Here is a 24,502-nt window from a genome sequence, read left to right on the forward strand (position 1 = left end):
GGGCTTCCTTGTGTCCTGTGGGTTTACCGTTATGTCGCAGCAGTGCTGAATGCGTGGATCTTGTCGACGATCTGGCGTGAAGCCGTGCGGATCGCCGTTGCAGTGTTGCCGGCGATATGCGGGGTCAGTTGTGCGTTGGCGATGCCGGTGAGCGGTGAGCTGAAGCGGTCCTTCTCCTGGGCAAAGGTATCAATGGCGACTGCCTTGATGTGCCCGGGAAAGCGAGTCATGAAGGTTGCCAATTGGTCCTCATCAACGATGCCACCGCGGGCGGTGTTGATCAGGATCGAACCCTGGCGCATCTGGCTGAATGCCGTGCTGTCGAACAGGCCCCGGGTGATGGGTGTGAGCGGTGTATGGATGGAGACAACGTCGGCTTCACTCAACAACTGCTCAAGGGTTGGCTTTCGCTCAAGACCAAGGTCCCGTGCGACTTGCTCCGTAAAGCGTTCTGAACCCGTGGCGATAACCTTGATACCCAACGCCCGGGCCTTTTGCGCCACCGCCTGGGCAATACCTCCAGTGCCTACCAGCCCCAGCGTCAATTCACCAAATTGCAGCCCGGGCGCCAGGCTGCCCTTGGACCAATGGCCTTTATGGGTTTGCGCGTTGTAGTGGTGCAGGACCCTGGACAAATACAACGCCTGCGCCACGACGTATTCCGCGACCGCGGTGGCATTGGAGCCGGGTGTATTGAGTATTGTCACGCCGAAACACTCAGCCGCTTGGCGGTCAATATGGTTAAGCCCTACACCGGCCTGGGCGATGGCACGCAGCGGTGTGGCCAAGGCAGGGGCGGTGGCGGCGCTGATCAATTCGCCATCGAGGGGGATGTTCAAGCGCGTCTTGAACACGCTGTAACCACCGGCCTGGTTCACCGCCGCGATGAAGGCGGGGTTGTCGTGGCAGTTGATCCGGGCGTACTGAATGCGCTCGCCATAGTGGCGGGTGATGGTGTCCTTGTCGGTGAAATAGTGAAGGTTCAGGGTGACTGCCAGGCCCAGTTCAAGGAATCGATCGACTTCCTCAAATAGCAGCGGTGGGTCAGGTGCATCCAATATCAGGGTGGCGAATGCCATGTGCATGGTCCTTTTGAGGGAGTGCCGGCAGCCCCCGCTATCCGGGTTGGCGATGGATAGCGGGGGTGTTTTACCAGGTGAAGTGACGGGTACTGACGGGATCGACCAGGCCGGTGTCTGTACTGACCGCCGCCAGGAAACCACTGTAGAAGTCGTTCAACGACGTGGACTTGATGAAGTCCGGGTTGGTTTTGGCGTAGATGAGGAACAGCCGATAAATCCGCAGGTTTTTCTCCTTGCGCGATGCCTCAGCCTTGAGGCTGGGCCACAGGTTGAGCAGGGTCAGCTCTTTGATTTTCCACGGGTCCTGAGGTTCGTCGCCGGTGGTGGCCTTGTACACAAAACGCTTACCTTCGATGACCTCCAGGTGCAGGCTGGCCAGCAGCTGTTCGGCCGTACCGACGGTTTCGGTCTCCAGGGCTTGAGCCAGCGCGAGGATGTGGTCCTTGCCGGGAATACTGCCAGTCAAGGTCAGCCAGGCACATTTGAGGTCGGTTCGGGCGATGGCGTATGCCATGCCTTTGACGTAGTTGTGAAAGCTGTCATCGTCGTTGAATGCCTTCAGCAACTGTGCGGGTGGTTCTTCGGCAAACTGCCCGACACCGATCAGTTCACTGTGCAACCCACTGGCCAACAGGGCTCGGGTCCAGGGTATCGCACGAATGGCATCCGGACGGGATTCGAAGACCTTGATGTTGAAAATGCGTGAAGGCGGCCGGGTACCCTTGGCGGTGGCCCTGACCACGTCGAATCGTGCCATGTCTCGCAGCAGGGATGGCAGCGCCGGATGCTCGAAGAACTTCGCCTGGTAGCGGCGCACCACTTCAGCCCAGCGCTGGATCCTGCCGGCGATCACCCCCTCGGACAGCTGCGGCTGCGACTCGGCGTGCATGCGGTACAACTGGTCGAGGAAGTTGACCGACTGGTTGCGGGTTAGCAGATGGCTGCGCATTTCCGCGCACCCTGCCAGCATGAATCGGGTTTGCGAACCTCCAGAGCACCGAATTCCTGCATGGTCTCGGCGATCACTCCGTTACAACGGGCGTGTTCGCCCCCCATGATCACATGTGCAATCACCTCGATACCGTACCTGGCAGCGATCACTTTGTGCTGGTTGGCGATGGCCATGTTGAGCTTGTGCATCGCCTTGCCACCTTGCTTGCCCGTGTCACTGGGGCCAAACGTGATGTACTGGCGGTTGCCGCGAGACGCCAGGTGCTGGCGGTACACCGGGTTCTCGTAGACTTCATGCACCGTGAGCAGCGTCTGCTCGGCGCCACTGAGGTCTTCGGGCTGCAGGGCAATGTCGATACCGTCCCGCACATTGGCGGCCTTCATCAAGAACAGCACTTCCAGGACACTGAGCGCCGACGTGTATTCGGCAATCCCGTGGATGTTCATCCGGTCCCGATAGCGGTCGATCATTTCGAAACGTTCGACGGCGTTGCGAGCGTCGTACATGCGGATGTAGTCGGGGTCCTGCTCAAGCAGCGCGATGTAGTCCTGGCCCACATAACGCTGGGCTTTCTCTTCATAAGCCGCGCCGGTGTGTTGCAAATATCCTTGCCAGAGGGCAGCCGGAGGCACGCCACCCTTGTGTTCCAGCGCAGCCACGAGCACGGCCTTGCGCGCGGGCTCATCCAGGTCGCGATAGCGCTGGCCTGCGCCTTGCCCGATGTCCTGCATCCATTGGCTGGAGAGAATTTCATCAACCACGCTGCCGAACATTTGCGCGTTCTCGCGAAACTCGATCTCCAGGTAGTGAAAGCCGAAGGCGTGAATCCGTAGCAGCAGCCGGTCGATGGCGGCCGGTTGGGCGAAACGGATACCGCCCAGCGCATCGGCCAGGTCGCTGGGATGTTCAAAGCTTTTGGGGTGATCCTTGTCCAGCCGTGCGCGAATCTCTTCCAGGCGATGCCGCGCGCCGCCGTTCTGGATCAAGCCGTTGATGTCGGCGATATAGCGGCCGCGAATCGCGTGTTCCAGCGCAATCACCAGGGTTTCGGTGTGCTGGTTGGTATCGTAGGGGCGGCCATCCTTGTCGCCGTACAGCCAGGTAAACAAGGTCAGCCACTTTTCCTGGGTCGCCAGGCCCAATGTCTGATAGACGTCGGGGAGTGCGTCATAAACGCTGTCGGCATAGAAAATCTGTGACTCGATGTCGATACCGTTGCTGCCCGACCACACGGCGTTGTACAGCTCCAACAAGATCAACTGGGTGGAAAAAGGCTTTTTCAGCCCGTTGTCTTCGACATGCTGGGCCAGTTTCTGCAAGGCCTGCACCACGGAATGCCTGAGTTGGTCGGTCTCTTTGCACAGCAGGCCCAGGCTGATGTTTACCTGGCCGTGACCGGTCAGTAGCACGGGCTCGGGTGTGAGAGGCAATCGGCTGTCGTTGGTCTGCGAAGTGATATGAGTGGCGACGCTGCGCACAGACAACTCGAACAACAGTTGCTTGATCAACAGTAACTTCCAGAACGCCTCGACGTCTTTGCTGGAGCGTGATTCGAAGAAGGCTTTCCCCAGCGCGGCGGCCAATTTCGAGTCGGCCTTGTCCAAGTAGGAAAGGGTGTCGATTTCGGCGTAGATCCTCAAACAGGCCCGGGTGTGTGGGGTTTGGGAAGCGTCTTCCGGGGTTGCCTTGAGCGCCTGCTCCAGGGCTCGCCACAATACGTCATGTAGCAGGGCAGGGCTGGTATGCCGGATGGACAAACTGGTCGACGTATCTTCAAGTATTGAGTTGATCACATGGTTCATGGGTTCAAGCCTCGATAATTAATTCAGATCCCTTGTTTGCATCCCCCGTTGGTGGCGGAAGCAAAATTATCAATTTCCCAGGCGTAAACCACTGCGTCGGAACGAACGGAATAATCCTGTTCTCCGACAGGAAGCCCCCTTTGCGATACCGAAATACGGTAATAAACGTGAAACAACTTGTTACATTCCGGCGCTAATACACCATGCCGCCAATTTGCGCGTAAAAGACCTTTTTGGAATAAATAGCGCGATAAAAAGATAGGAGGCTATTCAAATTAGCCCGCCAAAATGCTGACTTGTGCGCTGCTATTTTTCTAAGCTTTTGATTTTTTGGATGAACGAACGTGGCACGAAAGGCCACGAGGGGAAAGGGCGGGGGAAAGCACTGTCGAACCTTAAATAATTCTTCATGAGGCTAAATCCAAGCGCTGCTGCCAGATGTGCAGCGGTTGGGTTCACGCAAGCCCCGCCCGAGGGAGGGGCCGTTTTCATTCAGCCCAAGTGCTTCGGAGCCGTCCAGGTTACCTCGGTAATGCCAAATTTCTCGGCCCAGGGCCGCGTGGTTTTTTTCACCCGTTCATGGCCCGGGCGACCAATGCGGCCCACGTGGGCAACATCGGCGTCAACCGCTGCCCAATGCCAGGCTTCGGCGTTGTTCATGACTTCGGCGCGCACCACAAAGGTTTTCGCTTCGCCGTGTAGCAAGTAGTGGATGGTGTAGATCATTGCGGTACTCATCATGGCTCCCTGTCTTGTACTGAATTGATATAAATCAGTTCAGAAAGGTTCAGAAAGTTTGCGCCTCCCAGGGCTTGCATTTGAGTCATATCCCAATTGGCAAACAACGACCTACAGGGTATTAGTGGTCTTTTCGCACCGACTCAAGGATCGCGTCATGCCTGAGCTGACCCACAGCCACTTGTATCTGCAACGTCTGGGCTACGACACGCCGCCACCGCCCACCCTGCAAACCCTGCAGGATTTGCAGTTGCGCCACGTCTGTACCTTCGCGTTTGAAAGCCTGTCGACCTTGCTGCACGCACCCGTACCGATCGATTTGCCGAGCATCGAGCACAAAGTCCTGTTCGACGGGCGTGGCGGTTATTGCTACGAGCTGAACCAGATGTTCCTGGCTTTGCTGCAGGAGCTGGGCTTCGACGCGCGAGGCATCACCGGGCGCGTGGTGATGGGCGGGCCGCCCGATGCACTCACGGCGCGCACCCATCGCCTGAGCCTGGTGACCCTGGACGGTGTGCGCTACATCAGCGATGTCGGCTTTGGTGGCATGGTGCCTAGCAGCCCGTTGCAACTGGACACCGATGCCACCCAGGCCACGGCCCATGAACCCTATCGACTGAGCCTGAACGAAGGCAACTACACCTTATGGGCGCAGGTCGCCGGTGAGTGGCGTGGCCTGTATGTGTTCGACCTGCAGGTGCAGTCGCGCATCGACTACGAAATCGGCAATTGGTACGTCTCCACCCATCCCGATTCGCCGTTCCTGGGGCAGTTGAAGGTCGCGTTGATCGGCCCGGGTTTTCGCCGCACGCTGAACAATGGCCAGTACGCGATTCACTACCTGGACCGGGCCAGCGAAAAGCGCGTAATCGATAACGTGGATGAGCTGCTGACCCTGCTGCAAGCCAGCTTTGGCATTCGCCTGCCCGAGCATCCACAGTTGCGGCCGGTTCTCGGTGGTTTGTTGGCTCCCATTCAAGAGGGTTGATATAGAGCCTTCGCTGAAGCGTTTCAGGTAAAAAGGCTGCAAATTAATTCCAACCGTCCGCCAAAATGCGGGTTCGAAGCGTTTCCTGAATAATTTGCCTCCTACCAAGGAGACGTAAAACGATGTCCAGACTATTCGGAAAAAATCCTCAGGAACTCCTCGGTCCTGGCCCTGGTTGCGGCACCGGGCACCATCGATGGCCGCCCCAAGCGCAAGCGTGACGAAGATGGGGTTCAAGGTGGGTATAGCTTTCTAAGACCCCCTCGATTCTAAATGTGGAGCGGGCCTGCTCGCGCCCACATTGAGCCACGCGGTTGCTCAATCAGCTGTCCGCCCAAGCCCCCCTTTCTGGCCCCCAATACCCTCAACGCCGCGCCCTGGCTGGCTTAGTGTGAGTCACGCTTTCACACAATAAGAGAGAGGGTGGCTATGCGGGCAATCAACCCCCGTCGTATGTGTCTGCTGCTGGCCGTGACCTGCCTGCTGACAGCCTGTAACGACAAACCAAAACATCCACCCGAACGCGCCACGGCGGCCAATGCCATGCCCGGTGACGCGGCCCTGGCCCAGGTCTACGACACCAGTTGCAAGCTGTGCCACGCCAACCCGGCTTCGGGCGCGCCGCTGACGGGTGACGGCCCGGCCTGGAGCCCGCGCATCGCCCAGGGCCCGGACACCCTGCTGGACCACACCATCAACGGCTACAGCGGTATGCCGCCGATGGGCCTGTGCGTGCAGTGCTCCGAAGAGCAATTCCTGGGGCTGATCAGCTTTATGTCGGGCCAACACATCCAATAAAAATAACGGGGTAGGCAATGGCGCTTTCACGGCGAGAATTATTGCAACGCGGCGCGGTAACCGGCGCATTCATGGCATTGACCAGTAACCCGGTGCTGGCCCAGTTGGCCCGGGCACCGCGGCTGATTCCGTGGCGCAACTGGTCGGGGGCGCAGAGCTGTTTGCCCCTGGCCCGGCTGGCGCCGAAAAATCTTGATGAACTGGTGCAGGTCATCGGCCAGGCACCGGGCAAGGTGCGCCCGGTAGGCTCGGGCCATTCCTTCAGTGCCCTGGTGCCCACCGATGGCACGCTGCTGTCCCTGAGTTATTTCAATGGCCTGCTGGCGCATGACCCGCAGGCCTTGCAGGCGACCTTCGCCGCCGGCACGCCGATGTCGCGCATGGACCAGGCATTGAAAGACGTCGGCCAGGCGCTGCCGAACATGGCGGATATCGACTACCAGACCCTGGCCGGTGCGGTTTCCACCTCGACCCACGGCACCGGTGTGGGTTTCACCTCGTATTCCGGTTGCGTCACCGGCCTGCAACTGGTGACGGCCCAGGGTGAGGTTTTGGACTGCGACGCGAACCGCCATCCCGAAGTGTTCAGCGCCGCCCGGGTGTCCCTCGGGGCCCTCGGCGTGGCCACCCAGATCCGCCTGCAAAACCGCGCACCGTACCGCCTGCGGGAGCGCCAGTGGATCGCCAAGACCGAAGAGCTGCTGGAAGACGTGGCGAAAAACACCCGGGACAACCAGCATTGGGAAATGCTCGTGGTGACCCATTCCGACTACGCGCTGTCGATCGCCCTGAATGAAACCACCGACCCCCAAACGCCGCCCGTCGACCCGGCCGAGGCGGGCGGCAATGAGTTTGTATCGATCATCGAAAAGCTCGACAAATACGGCAGCGATTTCCCCGACGCACGCCGCACCTTGCTCAACAGCCTGCGCTTTTTCGCCAGTTTCGATGACCGCGTCGCCGAGTCGTTCCAGGTATACGCCAACGTGCGCAACGTGCGCTTCAACGAGATGGAATACTCGGTGCCCGCCGAACACGGCCCGGCCTGCCTGCGGGAAATTCTCAAGTTGATCAACGACAAGGACCTGCGTACCTGGTTTCCCATCGAGTACCGCTACGTCAAGGCCGATGACATCCCGTTGAGCATGTTCGAGGGCCGCGACAGCTGTTCGATCTCCGTGCACCAGCACTACACCATGGATCACCACAACTTCTTCGCCGCCGTGGAGCCGATCTTCTGGAAATACGCCGGCCGCCCGCACTGGGGCAAGTTGCACACCCTCAATGCGCGCACCTTGCAGCCGCTGTATCCGCGCTGGGAGGAATTTACCCGGATACGTCGCGAGCTGGACCCCAGCGGCAAATTCCTCAATGCGCACCTGTCGTCAATTTTGGGAGTGGCCTGATGAACCGCAGACATTTCATGCTCGGCACCGGCGTGCTGCTGGTGGGTGGTGCGATCTTGCTGAGGCCGGGCGACCGGGGCAGTCCTTACAGCGAATATTTCCGCACACTCAACCAGGAACTCAAGGAACACGGGCCGATGCGCCCGGTGATGCTGATCGACCTGGACCGCCTGGACCACAACATCGACGTGGTGATGCAGTCGGTGCAGCGTGGCGGAAAACACCTGCGGTTGGTGGAGAAATCCCTGCCGTCGCCGGGGCTGCTGGCCTACATCGCCAAGCGCGCGGGCACCCAGCGGTTGATGTCGTTTCACCAGCCGTTTCTGAATCATGACGCCCAGGTGTTTCCCGACGCCGATATCCTGCTGGGCAAGCCGTTGCCGGTGCGTTCGGCCGAGCTGTTTTATCAAACCCACAAAGGCCCGTTCGACCCGTCCCGGCAGCTGCAATGGCTGCTGGACACGCCCGAGCGCCTGCAGCAATACCTGGCGCTGGCCCAAGGGTTGGGCACCAGGCTGCGGGTGAATATTGAACTGGATGTGGGCCTGCATCGCGGCGGCATCAGTGACAACGCGGTGCTGGGGCAGATGCTGACGCTGATCAGCGCGCACCCGCAGCAGTTGGAATTTGCCGGGTTCATGGGTTACGACCCGTTTGTGGGCATGGGGGTGCCAGGGATTCTGGGTTCGCCGCAGGATTTGTTCGACAAGGTCATGCAGCGCTACAGCGGTTATGTGGATTACACCCGCCAGCACTTTGCGCCGCTATGGCGCGACGGGCTGACGTTGAACACGGCGGGGAGCCCGAGTTACCGCATCCATGAGCAGGAAAAACTCAGCAGCGAGGTGTCGGTGGGCACCGCGTTGCTCAAGCCTACCCACTATGACTTGCCGTCTTTAAGTGAGCATGTGCCAGCGGCCTATATCGCCACGCCTGTGTTGAAAAGCACTGGTCCGGTGGATATCCCGGCGCTGGATGGCAAGTCACGTTTGTTCTCGTGGTGGGATGCGAATCAGCGCGGCACGTTCTTTATTTATGGCGGTAACTGGATGGCTGAATTTGAATCGCCCGCAGGCTTGCAGAGTAATGACCTGTACGGGCGCAGCTCCAATCAGGAGATGGTCAACGGTTCGCCCAAGGTGGGGTTGAGCATCGAAGACCAGGTGTTTTTGCGTCCGACCCAGAGTGAGTTTGTGCTGCTGCAGTTCGGGGATTTGCTGGCGGTGCGGGGCGGGAAAATCGTCGATACCTGGCCGGTCTACACCTGAAGAAAACCGACCAGAAATGTGGGAGCTGGCTTGCCTGCGATGCAGGCAACTCGGTTTTTCAGTGATACCGAGGTGATGCTATCGCAGGCAAGCCAGCTCCCACATGTTCAACCGGGTTTACAAGGCAAACGGTATCGTCACCTTCGCCCACAGCATGTCGCCCTCCGGCCGGTTCTGCACATCAAACTCCTTGGCCCAGCGCACCTCGGCACTGGCGTACTTGAGGAAGGTGAAATACACCGCCGGCCCAATCGCAAACACCTGGCCCTTGACCCCGTCATCCACGTCTTCGCCGTAGATGTTCACCACGGTATGCCCGTACTGCTTATCGTCGGTGGTTTGCTTGAGGTAGTAACCGTTGACCCCAAGGCTGAGGTTGTCGGTCACTTTATAACTGGCCGAATAATCGAAGTGGAAAATCTGCCCCGAACGGTAATGAGTGTCGGGGTTTTCCTTGTTGAAACTGTAGGTGGTCTTGATCGACAGCTCGGTGCGCTCGTTGGGCATCCAGGTGGCCGACACCAGCGGCTTGTAGGTGTAGAAGTTGTTGCTGGTATTGGCCAGGCGCGTGGCGTCGTATTCGCCGGTGGGCAGGGTGATTTCCAGGGCGGTGCCCACGGTGAGGTTCTTGCCCAGGTCCCAGAGAATGATCGGCGCCACGGTGGTGTCGCCCATGCTTTCCCGGGTGTCGGACATGCCGAACAGCGACACCTGCTGCTTCAGGTACGGCTGGGCGATGTAGGCCCCCAAGCGCCCGCCGAAGACCCGCAGCGGGCTGAGGTAATCCAGGCGCGGGATGATCGCGTCCGACTTGATCTTCACATCCGATACCTTGCCGCCCAGTGAGCTGATGTCGAGCCTGGTGGCTTCGTAATGGTTGTAATAGAGGTTGAAGGCGAACATGTGGTCGGGCAGGTTGTTGACGTCCAGCGGCAGGATGTAGAAGCCGTCGGTGCCGGGGCCGATATTGTCCACGCCGCCTTCGGTGGCCAGGGCCGGCAGGCTTATGAGGGTTAACAGGGCGAGTTGCACGGGATGAAACGCACGGGTCGGGTTCATGTCTGGGCTCATTATTATTGTTAGAAACACGCTGCCTATAGAAATAAGCCCTCGGCGCCCGGCAGGGCAGGGTATTGGCGGCCACATAGGGGGACTTTGGCGGACAGCTTTCATCCAGAGTGCGGCGCCTCTTGCAAGCGCCTATGATTGTCAGGATGTTTCCAAAACAAGAACTGAAGCACTCAGTCGGGAATCGAAGATCCATGCAAAGGAAAGCCGTTGATCCGCACTATGACCTGGCCCTGGTCTCGCCATTTCTGCTGCAAACCCTCGGACACGTGGTCGCGCAAAAGGGCGCGAGTGCCGAGCACCTGTGCCGTGGCCTGGGGTTTACCCTGGCCGACCTGGACGACCCGGCCCAGCGGATTTCCTATCGCCAGGCGGTTGCGATGATCCAGCGTGCACTCAAGGTGTTGCCCGACCAGGGGCTGGGCCTGTGGGTGGGCCATCAGAATGTACTCGGCACCCTGGGCCTGCTCGGGCATGTGATTTCACTGTGCAAGACCCTGCGCGATGCGTTTGCCATTGGCGAGCGCCATCAGCACACCTCCGGCGGCATCGCCACCTCGCGCACCCATGAAGGCGCCCAGGAAGTTTTCGTCGATATCGAATGCCTGCTGCCCTACGCCGAAGTACAGGTGTTTGCCGCCGAAGAATTCTTCGCCAGCCTGATGGTGTATGGCCGGGCCTTGGTGGGCGAGGGGTTCATGCCGTTGCGGGTGGAATTTATCCACGCCGCGCCGCCCTATGTGGCCGAGTATCACCGGCTGTTTGGCGTGGATGTGCGCTTTGGCTGCCTGCATAACCGCATGGTCCTGGCCAGCCACTGGCTGGACGTGCGCCTGCCCAACCATCACGCCCTGGCGCTGCGCCAGGCGCTGGAGTTGCTGGAACTGGAAAGCGCCCAGTTGCATCAGAAAATGGATTTGATCCAGGCCGTGGAGCGGGCTATTTCCCGGGATTTACAGGGCAGCCAACTGGAAAAGGTTGCCAGTGACTTGAACATGAGCGGGCGCACCTTGCGTCGGCGCCTGACCGAGCACGGGCTGACGTTTGAAGGCTTGCTGGAACAGGTGCGGCGGGCGCGAACCATGGGCTTGTTGAGCAACCCGGGCTTGTCCATCGAGCGTATTACCGAGGAGGTCGGCTACAGCGATGTGCGCAGTTTTCGGCGGGCATTCAAGCGCTGGACCGGCCTGAGCCCCAGTGCATTTCGAGGGGAGGGAGGAGGGCTGGCGTGATCCCTGGGGTGGTCCCCTTCAGGACGCCATAGAGGTGCTGACTACGCGTCTGAGCGAGCGCGCAAAGGTTTGCTTTTCGGCGAATCAAAAAGCGCGCCGATCGCCTGACGGGCCCGCGACAACCGGCTCATGATTGTGCCGATCGGCAATTCGAGCATTTCGGCGGCTTCCTTGTAGCTGAAGCGCTCCACGCCCACCAGCAACATCACTTCACGCTGGCCTTCGGGCAGCTTGTGCACGGCGTCGAGTATCTGCCGGTGCATCAGGTCGGACTCGGGGTTGGGCGCCTCGGGATCACTGACGGTTTCGAGAAACTCGTCGTTCCAGTCCATGCGCGAACGGCTGCGCACCTTGCGTGAGCGCAGTTCGTTGATCCAGGTGGAATGGACGATAGAAAACATCCAGCTCAACACTGACGTGTCCGGCTGCAATTGGTGGGACCGTTCCAGTGCACGCACACAGGCAAGCTGGACCAGATCCTCGGCATCGTGCTTGTCGCCCGAAATCCGCAACGCAAACGCCCAGAGGCGCGGCAGCAGTTCTGGCAGCAGTGCGGGTAAATCTGCACCGGTGATCGACATATTTCCTCTTATTATTTCTGGATGCCTAAAATGGAGCGGTCAGGCTACGAGGTCATGCCGTAGCGGATGCCAATGTCTGGGCGTCCATTGCGTTGCCGAGGATCCTGGGAAAGCGCGTGCAGAGTAGCGATATTTGGTGCGATTGCACAAAGCGGGCCAACTAATTATTGTGCCATTGTCACTGGAAAGATACAGACGCAATATGAAACATATAATATTTAAACGGCCGAGGGAATATTTTCGATTCACAGGTGTTGTCTTAGAGTATTTGCTCCTGTTTTAAAGTATTTTCGGTTTGTCTTTTAGTGTTTCTACCTGTTGCAGCATGCTCACTGATATCAATATGATGGCTCTCAGCTACCCGTTGACCAGCCGCATTGGCCCACAAGGCCGAGATCACGTAACGTAGTCATGATGAATAAATGGAGTAATGACCCAATGGTAGCGGACGATGCCCTGCTCATGGCCTATGTTGACGGCGAACTGTCGCCGCAACAGAACCAGGAGCTTGAGCGGCTTATGGACGCTTCGCCGGATTTGGCCCAGCGCGTCTCCCAGTTGATGGCTTCCTGCCTGCCGTATGAGGAAGCGTTTGCCCGGCAAAAGTTGCCGCCGGTACCCGAGAGCCTCAAGCTCAATATTGCAGCATTGGCGGCACAGCATTCGGCTGCCCAGCATGCGGCGCCGGTATCTGCACCCTCGACTGTTAGAAAAGACAGCGTTTTTGCCCGCTTGTTCGGCCAGTACCGACCTAAATTTGCATGGACAGCCCTGACCTTCGCCGCCGGCGCCGCCTGTTATGCGTTGGTGCTGCAAGTTGGCGTACTCAACGGCGTGCTCAAACCCGGGTTTGACGCCGCTGCGCCTGCCGTTGCCCAGACTTTGCCCTGGGTGCAGCAGGCCGCTGCTTATCAGCATTTGTACACCCGTGAAACCGTGGATTACGGCGCGCAGCCTACCGATGTGGTGACCAAGACCCTGGCCGATATTCGCGAGGTCGATGGCCTGGCCCTGCGCGTGCCGGACCTGAGTTCCGCCGGGCTGACCTTCAAGCGCGTGCAGCGTTTGCGCTTTAACAATAAGGCGCTGATCCAGCTGGTCTACTTGCCCGAAAACGGTGCGCCGGTAGCCTTGTGCGTAATGAAAGAGCCCAAGCCGGACCAGTCCCTGGCCCAACAAAGCGTGGCACAAATGAACGTTGTTACCTGGCGCCAGTCTGAGCTGGGCTACGCGCTGATCGGCGAGCCCGAAGGCGTGGACCTCAAGGCCGTTGCCCGGCTTGTCGCGGACCGTACGGCCGGACAATTGTTCGCTGTTTCCCGCGCACCATTGTGGGTCGCTGATATCCAGAAATGACAGTACCGGGATCGGGCATTGGATCCCAATGCTGCGATTCCAGGTAGTTTGATGAAAAAGCCCCATCGTCTGATTTTCCTCCTTGCAGCTGTCACCCTTGCCCTCGGTACCTGGGGTTATCACGCGGGTTGGCTGGCCTGGGCACTTTCCCCGTCCCCTACTGCGGCACAAATCGTTGATGAGATGGAAGCGGCCTCCGGTGGGGCTCATCCAGGATTTCGGCGCAACCACGCCAAGGGCCTGTGCATCACGGGCAGGTTTGAAAGCAGTGGTAGTGCTGTAGAAATCTCCAGCGCCGTGGTGTTACAGCGCGGCAGCGTGCCGGTAATCGGCCGGTTGTCGGCGGCCGGTGGCGACCCGGCCCAGGCCGATGCCCACGGCATGATCCGCAGCATGGCCTTGAGCCTCACCGGCACCGATGGCCAAACCTGGTACACCGCGATGAATTCGGTGCCAGTGTTCCCGGTCAACACGCCCGAGGGTCTCTATGAACAACTGCGGGCCTCGATGCCGGAGTACGGCGCCAGCGGCCCCGACCCGCAGAAAATGCACGCGTTCAAAAAGGCGCATCCCGAGATTCAACCATTCGAAGCCTGGCTGGCAGACCATCCAGCATCATCCGGGTTCGACAACACCGCGTTCTATAGCGTGAATGCGTTTCGCATGACCGATGCCCAGGGCCAGGTGCGGTTTGTGCGCTGGAGCATGGTGCCGCAGACGCCTTACACATCAATGACTGCGCAAGAGGCCAGTGACCCGGACTTTCTCGCGTTCGGCTTTGCCAACCGAGTGGCGCGGTCGCCAGCGCGCTGGCACCTCATGATCACCCTGGCCGGGCCCGGGGATTCCACCACCGACGCCACCCTGCGTTGGCCCGAAGAACAGCGACGGCAGATCGACGCGGGCGTGTTGGTGATCGACCGGCAACAACCGCAGATCGACGGTGCCTGCCGTGACATCGACTTTAATCCCCTGGAACTGCCCGCCGGGATCGAACCGTCCGATGACCCGCTGCTGCTGGCACGCGAGGCCGCGTATGCCGAGTCCCACAAGCGCCGCGTCGAGGAACAGGCCGGGCACTGAGATTGGCTACCTGATCTTCCCCCGGATTGGCTATTTGCCCCACGCCAACTGCTCACTACTCTAGACACCAATCCCCACTGTTCTGGAGTACTACCATGCAAACCCGTACCGACTTCTACACCGCCTCCCCGGACGCCATGAAAGCCATGCTCGCCCTGGAGGCCGCCGTCGGCAAACTGTCCATCGAACTGCCCCTGCTGGAACTGGTGCGCCTGCGCGTATCGCAGATCAACGGCTGCGCCTTCTGCCTCGACATGCACACCGCCGACGCCCGCAAGGGTGGCGAGACCGAGCGCCGCCTGTACACCGTGTCGGCCTGGCGTGAAACGCCGTTCTTCACCCCGCGTGAGCGCGCTGCGCTGGCCTGGGCTGAAAGCCTGACACTGGTCAGCCAGACGCACGCGCCGGATGAAGATTTCACCGAACTGGCCGCGCATTTCAGCGCCCAGGAGCAAGTCGACCTGAGCGTGGCGATTGCCACCATTAACAGTTGGAACCGTTTGGCAGTGGGCTTTCGCAAGATGCCTAAGTAACAACGCAGAGCCGGTGGGGCGGGAGGCTTGCTCCCGCTGCGCAGCAGCCCCCAGGCGCTCTAGAAGTTAACCGTTGCACTCAAGCGTGCGGTCAACGGTGCGCCCTGGAACAGGTAGTCATCGCCCAGGTATTCGCCGGTGTCGCGCCAGTAACGCTTGTCGAACAGGTTGTCGACGCTCAGGCGCAACACCGTTTCATAGCCATCGAGCCTGGTGGTGTAGCGGCTGCCGACATTGACGATCGCGTAGTCGCCCACCTCCACGTCCCCCGTGCGATTGGCGTACTTGCTGGCGCTGTATTGCACGCCGCCCAGCAACGCCAGGCCATCGACCCAGGGCAGGGCATAGTCGGCATACACACTCGCGCGAAGCTTCGGCACGTTGATCGCCTGATGGCCTTCGTAGTCCGGAGTGCCGCTGCCCGTCACCCGTGCGCGAATCGCCGCGACGCTGGTAGCAATCTGCAAGCGCTGGGTGGCCCAGCCATTGGCAGACAGTTCCAGGCCGGTGTTTTTCTGGTCGCCTTGTTGTACGTAGGTGTAGTCACCGCCGTCATCCGGCTTGGCGTATTGATAGGCTTGGCGCGTCTGGAAGATCGCGGCGGCGAAGCTGATGCGGTGCCAGTCGTATTTGACGCCGGCTTCGATCTGGCGGGAGACAGTGGGGGCGAGGGTGTCAAGGTTGTTAAGGGCATACCACGGGGCCGTGCCGCCCAAGGACAGGCCTTTGCTGTAGCTGGTGTACAGCGACAGGTTTTCGATCGGCTTGTAGATCAGCGCAGCCTGGGGCAGGAACACGTATTGCTGGGTATGGCGCGCTTCATCGCCGTTGGTATCGTAGGCGCGCTCGTCCAGGCGTACTTCACGGCCACCCAGCACGGCCTGCCATTGTTCGTTGAAGCTTAGGGTGTCAGTCAGGAACAGGCCGTATTGGCGGCTATCCAGGCGACGGTGGCTGGGATTGAGTTCGCCCTCGTAGCGTGGGAAATTTTCCGGTTCCTGGTTGATGTTGCCCGTGCCGACCCATTCATTGATTGGCTCACGGTTGTCCACGATTCGGCGGAACGCGCTGGTGCCAAAGGTCAGCTCATGCCCCAGCCCACCGGTGTTGAATAACCCGGTCATCGCGGCCTGGATTTCATCATCGCGGCGGGTGTCATCCGGGCTGCGGAAGTCGTAGATGCCGTAGTCGCCTTCCGGGCTGAAGTAATTACCGTTGCCGGCAGTGTCGCCACCCCACGCAAACGAACTGTAATCATCAATCACCACCTTGCTGCGCGCTGCGCTCACGCTGCCTTTCCACTGGTCACTGAAGCGGTATTCAAACTTGCCATTGAGGTTCAGCGAATCAATGCCCACCTGGTTCGCGCCGCTCTGGTGCCCCAACAATTTTTTCGGCGACGCGTTGTGCGGCACCTCGGTCCCGCCCAGCAACTGATAACCCGGCACCGAGCGCTGCTGCTTGTTCTGATACTCGGCATCCAACTGTAAAACCGCATCGGGGCTGATGTTCCAGTCGAACGCCAGGGACAGGAAATCCCGGTGGCCATTGGCATGTTCGACATAGGAATTGAGGTCTTCATGGGCCACGTTGGCGCGCAGGCCGAACTGTTGCTCGCTGCCAAACCAACCGCCTACATCGGTAGCCAGGTAACCGCTGCCGCGATCATCGGTGGACACCGTCACCGAGCGCACATCCTCCGGGCGCTTGGTCACGTAATTGATCACGCCGCTGGGTTCGGAAATCCCGCTTTGCATACCCGACAAGCCCTTGAGCAACTCCACGCGTTGCTTGTTTTCCAGGGCTACGTTCTGCTCGCCGGTGATGGTGCGGCCGTTGATCTTGTAGCTGCTGGCGGCATTCAGCGAGAAGCCGCGTACCACGAAGTTTTCGTAGTAGCCGACAGGCGCGTAGCTGTCGCCCACCGAGGCGTCATTGCGCAGCACCTCGCTGAGCAAGCGAGCCTGTTGGTCCTTGATCAGCGACTCGTTGAACACCGCGATCGAGGCCGGTGTATCAAGCAACGGCGCCTCATTGAACCCGCCCACCGAGGCGGTATCGCTGTTATAGCCGGACTCATCCTGGCCCTGGACCTTCACCTGCGGCAATTCAATGTCAGCCGCCTGGCTGCTACCAATACCTGCGCTGAGTAACAAGCCAAGGGCGAAATGTGAACGAACAGCGGGGCGAAGACGCAAAACCATGGGGGAAGGCCTGAGAGCGCAGAGCAGAGGGCGCATAAGCTAGGCATAACGGCGGCGTTTTACAAGTTTTCGAGAATGGTTCGCTTTGAGACGCCGCGGGTGTCGTACCTGGCGGGGCCGGATTCGGTACCGCTGAAATGGCTGAATCACGCGGTCAAAATGTGGGGGCGGGTGCCTACATTTATTTGTGGCGTTTGAGGGTCTCGCTCGGCAACTCCTGAAACAACGCCCGATAACTGTTGGAAAACCGTCCCAGATGCCAGAACGACCAGTTCATCGCCACCTCGGCCACGGTGGTTTCCACTGACGGCGGATTCAACAACTCGCGCCGTGCACTGTTCAACCGGCGCAGCCTCAACCACTGCGCCGGGCTCATTCCGGTATACGTCTTGAACCCATGCTGCAACTGGCGCAACGGCACCCCGGCAATGCGCGCCAGTTCCAGCAGGTTGACGGTTTCATCCGGCCTATCCGCTGCCCATTCGCCAATGCGCGCCATGATGATTCGCGCCTCGGTACGCCGTTGCCATGAACCCTGGTCCAGGCACACGCACGCGTTGTCGAGGATGAACAGGCAATCGTCCAGCAGCTGCTGGGTGAGGGCATCACGACTCGGCGGGTCGAACGTCGCCGACAGCCGTGTCAGCGTGCCGCTGAGCCAGCGGCTGAACAACGCGTTTTGCAGGGAGTTGAGCGGGGCCATGAACAACCCCTCCAGGTTCGCTACATCCAGCCCATGGCGCTGCACGAACTGCGGACCGAACACCACCGCCACTTCGCGGTAGTTTTCCGGGGTGATCCAAGTGTTGCGGCTCTCGCCATTGAGCACATACAGCGCGTTGTCGCTGCCATCAAAACAGAACGCCAGCGAGCCCGGCGGCGCGTTGAAATTTTGCTCCACCCGGGTGTTCATCTGCTCTTCGTATACCTCCACGCCTTGCAGGTCGAGGTAGCGAATCTGCCCGGCAAAATGCCCCGGGGACATCTGCTGGTACTGCTGCACCCAACCGGGTGTCGCACTGCATTGAGCGGCCACATCACCGGTGGTGAAGGCCTGTACGCGCAAAGCTGTTGCCTGTGTCATGGGTAACCTGGGCGCACTCTATTGGTGCGTTGTGGTTGGCGCAAAGTGGATAGATGCCGTTGGACGGCTGGCCCAAGATAGACCTCAATGCGCCGCGAGGGAAGCCCGCCGGCGCATCATCCAACCCATGACGAGGTCCTTATGAACGCCCCCTTCGATCAGCTGTCCGCCTGGCTGAAAGAACACAAGATTACCGAAGTCGAATGCGTGATCAGTGATTTGACTGGCATCGCACGCGGCAAGATTTCGCCCACCAACAAGTTCCTGCATGAGCGAGGCATGCGCCTGCCGGAAAGTGTGTTGCTGCAAACGGTAACCGGGGACTTTGTCGACGACGATATCTACTACGACCTGCTGGACCCGGCCGACATCGACATGATCTGCCGCCCGGTGGCCAACGCCACCTACGTCATACCATGGGCCATCGAGCCCACCGCGATCGTGATCCACGACACCTTCGACAAGCAGGGCAACCCCATCGAATTGTCGCCGCGCAACGTGCTGAAAAAGGTCCTGCAACTGTATACCGACCAAGGCTGGCAGCCGATTGTCGCGCCGGAAATGGAGTTCTACCTGACCCAGCGCTGCGAAGACCCGGACCTGCCGCTGAAGACCCCGCTGGGCCGTTCCGGGCGTGCCGAAAGTGGCCGCCAATCGTTCTCCATCGATGCCGCCAACGAATTCGACCCACTGTTCGAAGACGTCTACGACTGGTGCGAAGCCCAAGGCCTGGACCTCGACACACTGATCCATGAAGACGGCCCGGCGCAGATGGAAATCAACTTCCGCCACGGCGATGCCCTCGACCTCGCAGACCAGATCACCGTGTTCAAACGCACCTTGCGTGAGGCCGCGCTCAAGCACAACGTGGCCGCGACCTTCATGGCCAAACCCGTGGCCGACGAGCCCGGCAGCGCCATGCACCTGCACCAGAGCGTGGTGGAGATCGCCACCGGCAAGCAGGTGTTTGTGGATGAGCACGGCAACAAAAGCCAGTTGTTCCTCAACCACATTGGTGGTTTGCAGAAGTACATCCCCAAGCTGCTGCCGATGTTTGCGCCCAACGTGAACTCGTTTCGCCGCTTCCTGCCGGACACCTCGGCACCGGTCAACGTCGAGTGGGGCGAAGAAAACCGCACCGTCGGCCTGCGCGTACCGAGCTCCAGCCCCGACGCCATGCGTGTCGAAAACCGCCTGCCGGGCGCCGATGCCAACCCGTACCTGGCCATCGCCGCGAGCCTGCTGTGTGGTTACCTCGGCATGATCGAAAAGGTCGAGCCCAGCGCGCCGGTAGAAGGCCGTGCCTACGAGCGCCGCAATCTGCGCCTGCCAATCACCATCGAAGACGCCCTGGCACGCATGGAAGAGTGCGACACCGTCAAACAGTATTTGGGGGACAAGTTTGTGCGCGGCTACGTCGCGGTCAAGCGCGCCGAACACGAGAATTTCAAGCGGGTGATCAGCTCCTGGGAGCGTGAGTTCCTGCTGCTGAGTGTCTGACGACACGTCCAACCCTGCCCGTAGCAGCTGTCGAGCCTTAGCGAGGCTGCGTCGGGCCCACCGCAATTGTGTCTGATACAACGCTACGCAGCCTCGCCGGGGCTCGACAGCTGCTACGCAATGGCTGGGTGAATACATAAAAATCAATCAAGCAAAGGGGTGTCGATATGCGTCTGGTGAAAAAGCTTCTCCCGCTGGCCTTGGCGGCGTTATTCAGCAGCGCGGGCCACGCCGCGCAGACGGTCAGCGTGTACAACTGGACTGACTACATCGGCGAGACCACCTTGGCCGACTTCCAGGCCAAGACCGGTATCAAGGTGATCTATGACGTATTCGACTCCAACGAAACCCTGGAAGGCAAACTGCTCGCTGGCCGCACGGGCTACGACGTGGTGGTGCCGTCCAACCATTTCCTGGCGCGCCAGGTAAAAGCCGGCGCGTTCCTCAAACTGGACCGCTCGCAACTGCCCAACTACAAGAACCTCGACCCCAAGCTGCTCAAGTTGCTGGAGAAGAATGACCCGGGCAACGAGCACTCGGTGCCGTACCTGTGGGGCACCAATGGCATTGGCTACAACGTGGACAAGGTCAAGCAAGTGCTGGGCATCGACCATATCGATTCGTGGGCCGTGCTGTTTGAACCCGAAAACATCAAGAAGCTGCACGAGTGCGGCGTAGCGTTCCTCGACTCGGCGGATGAACTGTTCCCGGCGATCCTCAACTACATGGGCAAGGACCCACGCAGCGAGAATCCCGAAGACTACAAACAGGCCGAAGCCAAGCTGCTGACCCTGCGGCCGTACATCACCTATTTCCATTCCTCCAAGTACATCTCGGACCTGGCCAACGGCGACATCTGCGTAGCCTTCGGTTATTCCGGCGACGTGTTCCAGGCGGCCAACCGCGCCAAGGAAGCCAAGAACGGCGTGAACATCGCCTACTCGATTCCCAAGGAAGGCAGCAACCTGTGGTTCGACCTGCTCGCCATCCCGGCAGATGCCGCCAACCCGAAAGCCGCCCACGCCTTTATCAACTACCTGCTGGACCCAGAGGTGATCGCCAAGGTCAGCGCCAGCGTCGGCTACGCCAACCCTAACCCGGCGGCCAAGGCCTTCATGGCGCCGGAGCTGGTGAACAACCCTGAGATCTACCCGTCCCAGGAAGTGCTCGACAAACTCTACATTTCGACCACCCCTACGCCGGCCGTCATGCGCTTGATGACGCGGTCCTGGAGCAAAGTGAAGACCAACAAATGAACCCTTCCGCGTCCGACCACGCCCGTTCGTATTACCTGGCTTCAGCCAACGCCATGCCCGAGCGCCCGCTGCTTGGGGCGGACCTGACGGCCGATGTGTGTGTGGTCGGCGGTGGGTTCACCGGCGTCAACACTGCCATCGAACTGGCCCAGCGTGGGCTGTCGGTGATCCTGCTGGAGGCCCGGCGGATTGGCTGGGGCGCCAGTGGGCGTAATGGTGGGCAGTTGATCCGTGGCATTGGCCATGATGTGTCGGGCTTTGCCCGATATGTGGGCGAGGAGGGCGTGCGTTACCTTCAGCGGGCAGGGATCGATTCGGTGGCGCTGGTGGGCGAGCGGATTCGCGAGTACGGGATTGACTGTGACCTGCGCTGGGGGTTTTGTGAGTTGGCGAATACGCCGGCGCAGTTCTTGGCGTTTCAGGGGGAGTTGGAAAGCCTGGCAGCTTTGGGTTATGTGCCTGAGACCCGGTTGGTGGCGGCGCAGGATATGGCGCAGGTGGTGGGCTCCGGTGTGTATGCCGGCGGCCTGGTGGACATGGGGTCCGGGCATTTGCACCCGCTGAACCTGGTGTTGGGGGAGGCGGCTTTCGCCGAATCACTTGGTGTGCGGGTTTTCGAAAACAGTCCGGTACTGGAGTTGATTCATGGTGCGACGGTACAGGTGCGTTGCGCTGGCGGCACCGTGCGGGCGGGTAGCCTGGTGCTTGCGTGTAATGCGCATCTGGAGGAGCTGGAGCCCAAATTGAGCGGCAAGGTGTTGCCGGCGGGGAGCTACATCATTGCTACCGAGCCGTTGTCGGTTGGGGTGGCGAGTCAGTTGATTCCGCAGAACCTGGCGTTGTGTGATCAGAAAGTGGGGTTGGATTATTACCGGCTTTCGGCGGATCGGCGGTTGTTGTTTGGTGGGGCTTGTCATTATTCGGGGCGGGATCCGTTGGATATTGCGGGGTATATGCGGCCGAAGATGCTCAAGGTTTTTCCACAGTTGGTGGATACGGCTATTGAGTTTCAGTGGGGTGGGAAGATTGGGATTACGGCCAATCGTTTTCCTCAAGTTGGACGGTTGAAGCAATACCCGAATGTGTTTTATGCCCAGGGGTATTCGGGGCATGGGTTGAACGTTACCCATTGGTGTGCGCGGTTGTTGGCTGAGGGGATTCATGCGGGGCAGAGCCGCGGGTTGGATATTTTCAGCCAGGTGCCGCACATGACTTTCCCGGGGGGAAAGGTGTTGCGCTCGCCGCTGCTGGCGTTGGGGATGTTGTGGTATCGGGTGCGGGAGATGGTTGGCTGAGTACATATCCGTTTTTGCGGTAACGGCGGTTTATGGTTTCGCTTTTACAGCGACTCACTTTGGAAAAGCCCCAAAGTAAGCAAATGTATGGTCAGCCCACCCCCTGCAACCACAGACGATGAGCGGTAAAGCATGCTTGCGCTAATGTATCCGGGCTCATAGTCGGCAGTTTCACCGCTTGGCCCTTGATGAATAGTCGCTCCCGTCTGTCCTTGAAAAGGGCTTCAGCTTCAAAAGCTGTTTTGCTTACCAGGTTCTCAGGCGGGATTTGAGCTGTTTATCGTCATCATCGTTGTCGTCGCAAAAGCCGGTAGTGTTTCGATCAAGTCATCAACTGCGCGTTGTAGCTACCTCCGCGAGCTAAAACGGCCCATACGATTCTTGCTAGTTTATTGGCCAGGGTGCAGGCAACCTTGTTTGGGTGCTTTCGCGTCAGCAGGTCTCGGCACCAAGCCCCCAAGGCGTCGTTGCGTTTATCTATGCGCACCAAAACTGCCCGCGAGCCTTGAACCAAGAGCTTTCGAAGGTATTTATCACCACGTTTGCTGATGTTCAAAAGGACGGTTTGGCCACCTGTTGAGTACTGCCTCGGCACCAGCCCCAGCGAAGCAGCGAAGTCTCGCGCTGAGTGAAAATTGGAAGCGTCCCCGACGTCGGCCAGCAGCGCGCTAGCGATGATGGGGCCGATGCCGGGGATGCTCATTAGGCGTGTTCCCGCGTCATCAGCTGCCAACTGTTCCTTGATGCTGTGGTCGATGGACTTAATCTCTACCGTAAGCCGTTTGATGTCTTCCAACAGATGCTCGATAAACTGCGTCAACTGTTGAGGCAACTCAGCGGCAGGGTCATCCAGTATTTGATGAATTTGGTTCATGGCTGCTTTGGTCGCCGGTAGCGCAATTCCAAATTCCAGCAAGAATCCGTGGATACGATTGATGGTTTGAGTTCTTTGACACACCAATGCCTCTCGGAGGCGGTGCTGGGTCGAGAGCACCTGCTGTTCCACCGTCTTGATCGCAACATAGCGTGCCTTGGGACGGGACGCCGCCTCGCAAATTGCCTCGGCATCTATGTAGTCATTTTTATTGCCGGTGACGTACGGTTTCACATGCTGCGCAGCTATAAGTTTCACCTGGTGGCCGAAGGAAATAAGCTTCCTGGCGAGCCAATGTGAGCCGCCGCAGGACTCCATTACTATCGTGCAGGGCTCAAGCTTTGCCAAGAACTGAAGCAGTCGATTTCGATTGAACTGCTTGCGCAGCACCTCATGGCCGCGTACGTCGTGCCCTACGAGGTGAAAGGTGCTTTTTCCAATATCAAGACCAAGTAATGCCAAGCTGTTCATGAGCGGTCTCCTTAGCGAAAGTGGGCCCCCCGGTAAGTCTAGATTTACCGGGGGGCCCGTGCCGGGCTGACCATCTCATTAGGGCTCTGCCCCGCCTGTCGGCACCTCGCTTAGGCTCGGTGTGCCCGAACGAAGGAATTGCTCCGCGGGCCGCCGCGACGGCCCGTCCCTGGCCCGTCCCTGGCCCGTCGCGGCTAAACCGGCGTCCTGCCGGTTTACCCGCTCCTCAATCCCTGCGTTCGGCCTCGGGCTGAATGGGGCAGTCAGATCAAAAGCAAGATCAAGTGCACGGCGGCCTGAAAGCCGACCTGAGTGTTAAAAGCCAGGGCAAAAGCTGTAGGAGCTGGCTTGCCGGCGATGCAGGCAACTCGGTCTTTCAGACACGCCGCGGCGATGCCATCGCAGGCAAGCCAGCTCCCACATTGACCGTGCCCGCTTTCGCCGTTGCCGTTGCTTTTGATCTACAGCACTCAGCCGGCCGGAAAGCCGACCTGAGTGTTAAAAGCCAAAGCGAAAGCAGAGCTGCTTTTCTGTAGGAGCTGGCTTGCCGGCGATGCAGGCAACTCGGTCTTTCAGACACGCCGCGGCGATGCCATCGCAGGCAAGCCAGCTCCTACATTGACCGTGCCCGCTTTCGCCGTTGCCGTTGCTTTCGATCTACAACACTCAGCCGGCCGGAAAGCCGACCTGAGTGTTAAAAGCCAAAGCGAAAGCAGAGCTGCTTTTCTGTAGGAGCTGGCTTGCCGGCGATGGCATCAACTGGGTGTATCTGATGCACCGAGGCGTCTGCATCGCAGGCAAGCCAGCTCCTACATTTGAACCGTGCCGGCCGTTGATTTTGCTGTTGCTTTTAACACTCAAGCCGGCCTGTAGGCCGCTGTGTTCTTGATCTGCTTGTGATCTTGATCTTAGGCGCCCCGTCAACCACGCT

21 protein-coding genes are annotated in these 24,502 nt (G+C 59.5%); 12 read left to right on the forward strand and 9 right to left on the reverse strand.

Annotated features, from left to right (window positions below):
• Window positions 1–29 precede the first annotated feature (29 nt).
• The 4 genes from ACZRN6_RS29305 to ACZRN6_RS29320 form a co-directional block, all read right to left on the reverse strand.
• Window positions 30–1,079, reverse strand: a complete 1,050-nt coding sequence (locus ACZRN6_RS29305; protein ID WP_464009471.1) for an NAD(P)-dependent oxidoreductase — start codon at window positions 1,077–1,079, stop codon at window positions 30–32.
• Between the two features lie 70 nt (window positions 1,080–1,149).
• Entirely contained in the window at window positions 1,150–2,031 is an 882-nt protein-coding gene (locus tag ACZRN6_RS29310) for a hypothetical protein (protein WP_464009472.1), read from the reverse strand.
• Complete coding sequence (locus ACZRN6_RS29315; protein WP_464009473.1) at window positions 2,013–3,836, reverse strand: phosphoenolpyruvate carboxylase; 1,824 nt, start codon at window positions 3,834–3,836, stop codon at window positions 2,013–2,015. The genes ACZRN6_RS29310 and ACZRN6_RS29315 overlap by 19 nt, the downstream gene beginning before the upstream one ends.
• A gap of 492 nt (window positions 3,837–4,328) precedes the next feature.
• Complete coding sequence (locus ACZRN6_RS29320) at window positions 4,329–4,574, reverse strand: DUF6555 family protein (RefSeq protein WP_322145992.1); 246 nt, start codon at window positions 4,572–4,574, stop codon at window positions 4,329–4,331.
• 157 nt (window positions 4,575–4,731) lie between these two features.
• On the opposite strand from ACZRN6_RS29320, the gene ACZRN6_RS29325 reads away from it, so the two are divergent.
• The 4 genes from ACZRN6_RS29325 to ACZRN6_RS29340 all read left to right on the forward strand — a co-directional run bounded on the left by ACZRN6_RS29325 (window position 4,732) and on the right by ACZRN6_RS29340 (window position 9,034).
• Entirely contained in the window at window positions 4,732–5,562 is an 831-nt protein-coding gene (locus ACZRN6_RS29325) for an arylamine N-acetyltransferase family protein (protein WP_464009474.1), read from the forward strand.
• A gap of 429 nt (window positions 5,563–5,991) precedes the next feature.
• Window positions 5,992–6,360 carry a c-type cytochrome gene (locus tag ACZRN6_RS29330; RefSeq protein ID WP_322145990.1) on the forward strand — a complete coding sequence of 123 codons (369 nt, stop codon included), beginning with the start codon at window positions 5,992–5,994 and terminating at the stop codon, window positions 6,358–6,360.
• 77 nt (window positions 6,361–6,437) lie between these two features.
• Entirely contained in the window at window positions 6,438–7,766 is a 1,329-nt protein-coding gene (locus ACZRN6_RS29335) for a D-arabinono-1,4-lactone oxidase (protein WP_464009482.1), read from the forward strand.
• Between the two features lie 59 nt (window positions 7,767–7,825).
• Entirely contained in the window at window positions 7,826–9,034 is a 1,209-nt protein-coding gene (locus ACZRN6_RS29340) for a DSD1 family PLP-dependent enzyme (RefSeq protein ID WP_464009483.1), read from the forward strand.
• A gap of 117 nt (window positions 9,035–9,151) precedes the next feature.
• On the opposite strand, the gene ACZRN6_RS29345 is transcribed toward ACZRN6_RS29340, so the two are convergent.
• Entirely contained in the window at window positions 9,152–10,093 is a 942-nt protein-coding gene (locus ACZRN6_RS29345; RefSeq protein ID WP_322145988.1) for a SphA family protein, read from the reverse strand.
• Between the two features lie 203 nt (window positions 10,094–10,296).
• Here ACZRN6_RS29345 and ACZRN6_RS29350 point away from each other — a divergent pair, with 203 nt between their 5' ends.
• Window positions 10,297–11,334, forward strand: coding sequence for an AraC family transcriptional regulator (locus tag ACZRN6_RS29350; protein WP_322145987.1), 1,038 nt, complete (start codon window positions 10,297–10,299; stop codon window positions 11,332–11,334).
• Window positions 11,335–11,375: 41 nt separating this feature from the next.
• On the opposite strand, the gene ACZRN6_RS29355 is transcribed toward ACZRN6_RS29350, so the two are convergent.
• On the reverse strand, window positions 11,376–11,915 hold the full coding sequence (locus ACZRN6_RS29355) for an RNA polymerase sigma factor (RefSeq protein ID WP_322145986.1): 540 nt from the start codon (window positions 11,913–11,915) through the stop codon (window positions 11,376–11,378).
• 438 nt (window positions 11,916–12,353) lie between these two features.
• Here ACZRN6_RS29355 and ACZRN6_RS29360 point away from each other — a divergent pair, with 438 nt between their 5' ends.
• The 3 genes from ACZRN6_RS29360 to ACZRN6_RS29370 all read left to right on the forward strand — a co-directional run bounded on the left by ACZRN6_RS29360 (window position 12,354) and on the right by ACZRN6_RS29370 (window position 14,887).
• Entirely contained in the window at window positions 12,354–13,271 is a 918-nt protein-coding gene (locus ACZRN6_RS29360; protein WP_464009475.1) for an anti-sigma factor, read from the forward strand.
• Between the two features lie 51 nt (window positions 13,272–13,322).
• A complete protein-coding gene (locus ACZRN6_RS29365; protein ID WP_464009476.1) occupies window positions 13,323–14,354 on the forward strand; it encodes a catalase family peroxidase in 1,032 nt (343 codons plus the stop codon).
• A 95-nt stretch (window positions 14,355–14,449) separates the two neighbouring features.
• Complete coding sequence (locus ACZRN6_RS29370; protein ID WP_322145983.1) at window positions 14,450–14,887, forward strand: carboxymuconolactone decarboxylase family protein; 438 nt, start codon at window positions 14,450–14,452, stop codon at window positions 14,885–14,887.
• Between the two features lie 59 nt (window positions 14,888–14,946).
• On the opposite strand, the gene ACZRN6_RS29375 is transcribed toward ACZRN6_RS29370, so the two are convergent.
• Together ACZRN6_RS29375 and ACZRN6_RS29380 are read right to left on the reverse strand one after the other, a co-directional pair.
• Window positions 14,947–17,091 carry a TonB-dependent siderophore receptor gene (locus ACZRN6_RS29375; RefSeq protein ID WP_464009477.1) on the reverse strand — a complete coding sequence of 715 codons (2,145 nt, stop codon included), beginning with the start codon at window positions 17,089–17,091 and terminating at the stop codon, window positions 14,947–14,949.
• A 181-nt stretch (window positions 17,092–17,272) separates the two neighbouring features.
• Window positions 17,273–18,175, reverse strand: a complete 903-nt coding sequence (locus ACZRN6_RS29380; RefSeq protein ID WP_322145981.1) for a helix-turn-helix domain-containing protein — start codon at window positions 18,173–18,175, stop codon at window positions 17,273–17,275.
• Between the two features lie 141 nt (window positions 18,176–18,316).
• On the opposite strand from ACZRN6_RS29380, the gene ACZRN6_RS29385 reads away from it, so the two are divergent.
• From ACZRN6_RS29385 to ACZRN6_RS29395, 3 genes are all read left to right on the forward strand, one after another.
• A complete protein-coding gene (locus ACZRN6_RS29385; protein ID WP_322145980.1) occupies window positions 18,317–19,675 on the forward strand; it encodes a glutamine synthetase family protein in 1,359 nt (452 codons plus the stop codon).
• A 167-nt stretch (window positions 19,676–19,842) separates the two neighbouring features.
• Complete coding sequence (locus ACZRN6_RS29390; protein WP_177122004.1) at window positions 19,843–20,931, forward strand: polyamine ABC transporter substrate-binding protein; 1,089 nt, start codon at window positions 19,843–19,845, stop codon at window positions 20,929–20,931.
• On the forward strand, window positions 20,928–22,226 hold the full coding sequence (locus ACZRN6_RS29395; protein ID WP_464009478.1) for an NAD(P)/FAD-dependent oxidoreductase: 1,299 nt from the start codon (window positions 20,928–20,930) through the stop codon (window positions 22,224–22,226). The genes ACZRN6_RS29390 and ACZRN6_RS29395 overlap by 4 nt, the downstream gene beginning before the upstream one ends.
• 322 nt (window positions 22,227–22,548) lie before the next feature.
• On the opposite strand, the gene ACZRN6_RS29400 is transcribed toward ACZRN6_RS29395, so the two are convergent.
• Window positions 22,549–23,571, reverse strand: a complete 1,023-nt coding sequence (locus ACZRN6_RS29400) for an IS110 family RNA-guided transposase (protein WP_464009479.1) — start codon at window positions 23,569–23,571, stop codon at window positions 22,549–22,551.
• Window positions 23,572–23,825: 254 nt separating this feature from the next.
• Between ACZRN6_RS29400 and ACZRN6_RS29405 the strand changes: the two genes are divergently transcribed.
• Window positions 23,826–24,107: a hypothetical protein gene (locus ACZRN6_RS29405; protein WP_464009480.1), complete on the forward strand. Its 282-nt coding sequence runs from the start codon at window positions 23,826–23,828 to the stop codon at window positions 24,105–24,107.
• Window positions 24,108–24,502: the final 395 nt, after the last annotated feature.

It is taken from the genome of Pseudomonas sp. A125, assembly GCF_055409485.1.

Bases quoted from the DNA above. Each gene is read 5' to 3' on its own strand.
- ACZRN6_RS29380 (WP_322145981.1), bottom strand. From the start codon at position 18,175: ATGACACAGGCAACAGCTTTGCGCGTACAGGCCTTCACCACCGGTGAT.
- ACZRN6_RS29320 (WP_322145992.1), bottom strand. From the start codon at position 4,574: ATGAGTACCGCAATGATCTACACCATCCACTACTTGCTACACGGCGAA.
- ACZRN6_RS29355 (WP_322145986.1), bottom strand. From the start codon at position 11,915: ATGTCGATCACCGGTGCAGATTTACCCGCACTGCTGCCAGAACTGCTG.
- ACZRN6_RS29360 (WP_464009475.1), top strand. From the start codon at position 12,354: ATGGTAGCGGACGATGCCCTGCTCATGGCCTATGTTGACGGCGAACTG.
- ACZRN6_RS29375 (WP_464009477.1), bottom strand. From the start codon at position 17,091: ATGGTTTTGCGTCTTCGCCCCGCTGTTCGTTCACATTTCGCCCTTGGC.
- ACZRN6_RS29310 (WP_464009472.1), bottom strand. From the start codon at position 2,031: ATGCGCAGCCATCTGCTAACCCGCAACCAGTCGGTCAACTTCCTCGAC.
- ACZRN6_RS29370 (WP_322145983.1), top strand. From the start codon at position 14,450: ATGCAAACCCGTACCGACTTCTACACCGCCTCCCCGGACGCCATGAAA.
- ACZRN6_RS29385 (WP_322145980.1), top strand. From the start codon at position 18,317: ATGAACGCCCCCTTCGATCAGCTGTCCGCCTGGCTGAAAGAACACAAG.
- ACZRN6_RS29325 (WP_464009474.1), top strand. From the start codon at position 4,732: ATGCCTGAGCTGACCCACAGCCACTTGTATCTGCAACGTCTGGGCTAC.
- ACZRN6_RS29305 (WP_464009471.1), bottom strand. From the start codon at position 1,079: ATGGCATTCGCCACCCTGATATTGGATGCACCTGACCCACCGCTGCTA.
- ACZRN6_RS29345 (WP_322145988.1), bottom strand. From the start codon at position 10,093: ATGAACCCGACCCGTGCGTTTCATCCCGTGCAACTCGCCCTGTTAACC.
- ACZRN6_RS29405 (WP_464009480.1), top strand. From the start codon at position 23,826: ATGGGGCAGTCAGATCAAAAGCAAGATCAAGTGCACGGCGGCCTGAAA.
- ACZRN6_RS29400 (WP_464009479.1), bottom strand. From the start codon at position 23,571: ATGAACAGCTTGGCATTACTTGGTCTTGATATTGGAAAAAGCACCTTT.
- ACZRN6_RS29395 (WP_464009478.1), top strand. From the start codon at position 20,928: ATGAACCCTTCCGCGTCCGACCACGCCCGTTCGTATTACCTGGCTTCA.
- ACZRN6_RS29350 (WP_322145987.1), top strand. From the start codon at position 10,297: ATGCAAAGGAAAGCCGTTGATCCGCACTATGACCTGGCCCTGGTCTCG.
- ACZRN6_RS29315 (WP_464009473.1), bottom strand. From the start codon at position 3,836: ATGAACCATGTGATCAACTCAATACTTGAAGATACGTCGACCAGTTTG.
- ACZRN6_RS29330 (WP_322145990.1), top strand. From the start codon at position 5,992: ATGCGGGCAATCAACCCCCGTCGTATGTGTCTGCTGCTGGCCGTGACC.
- ACZRN6_RS29390 (WP_177122004.1), top strand. From the start codon at position 19,843: ATGCGTCTGGTGAAAAAGCTTCTCCCGCTGGCCTTGGCGGCGTTATTC.
- ACZRN6_RS29365 (WP_464009476.1), top strand. From the start codon at position 13,323: ATGAAAAAGCCCCATCGTCTGATTTTCCTCCTTGCAGCTGTCACCCTT.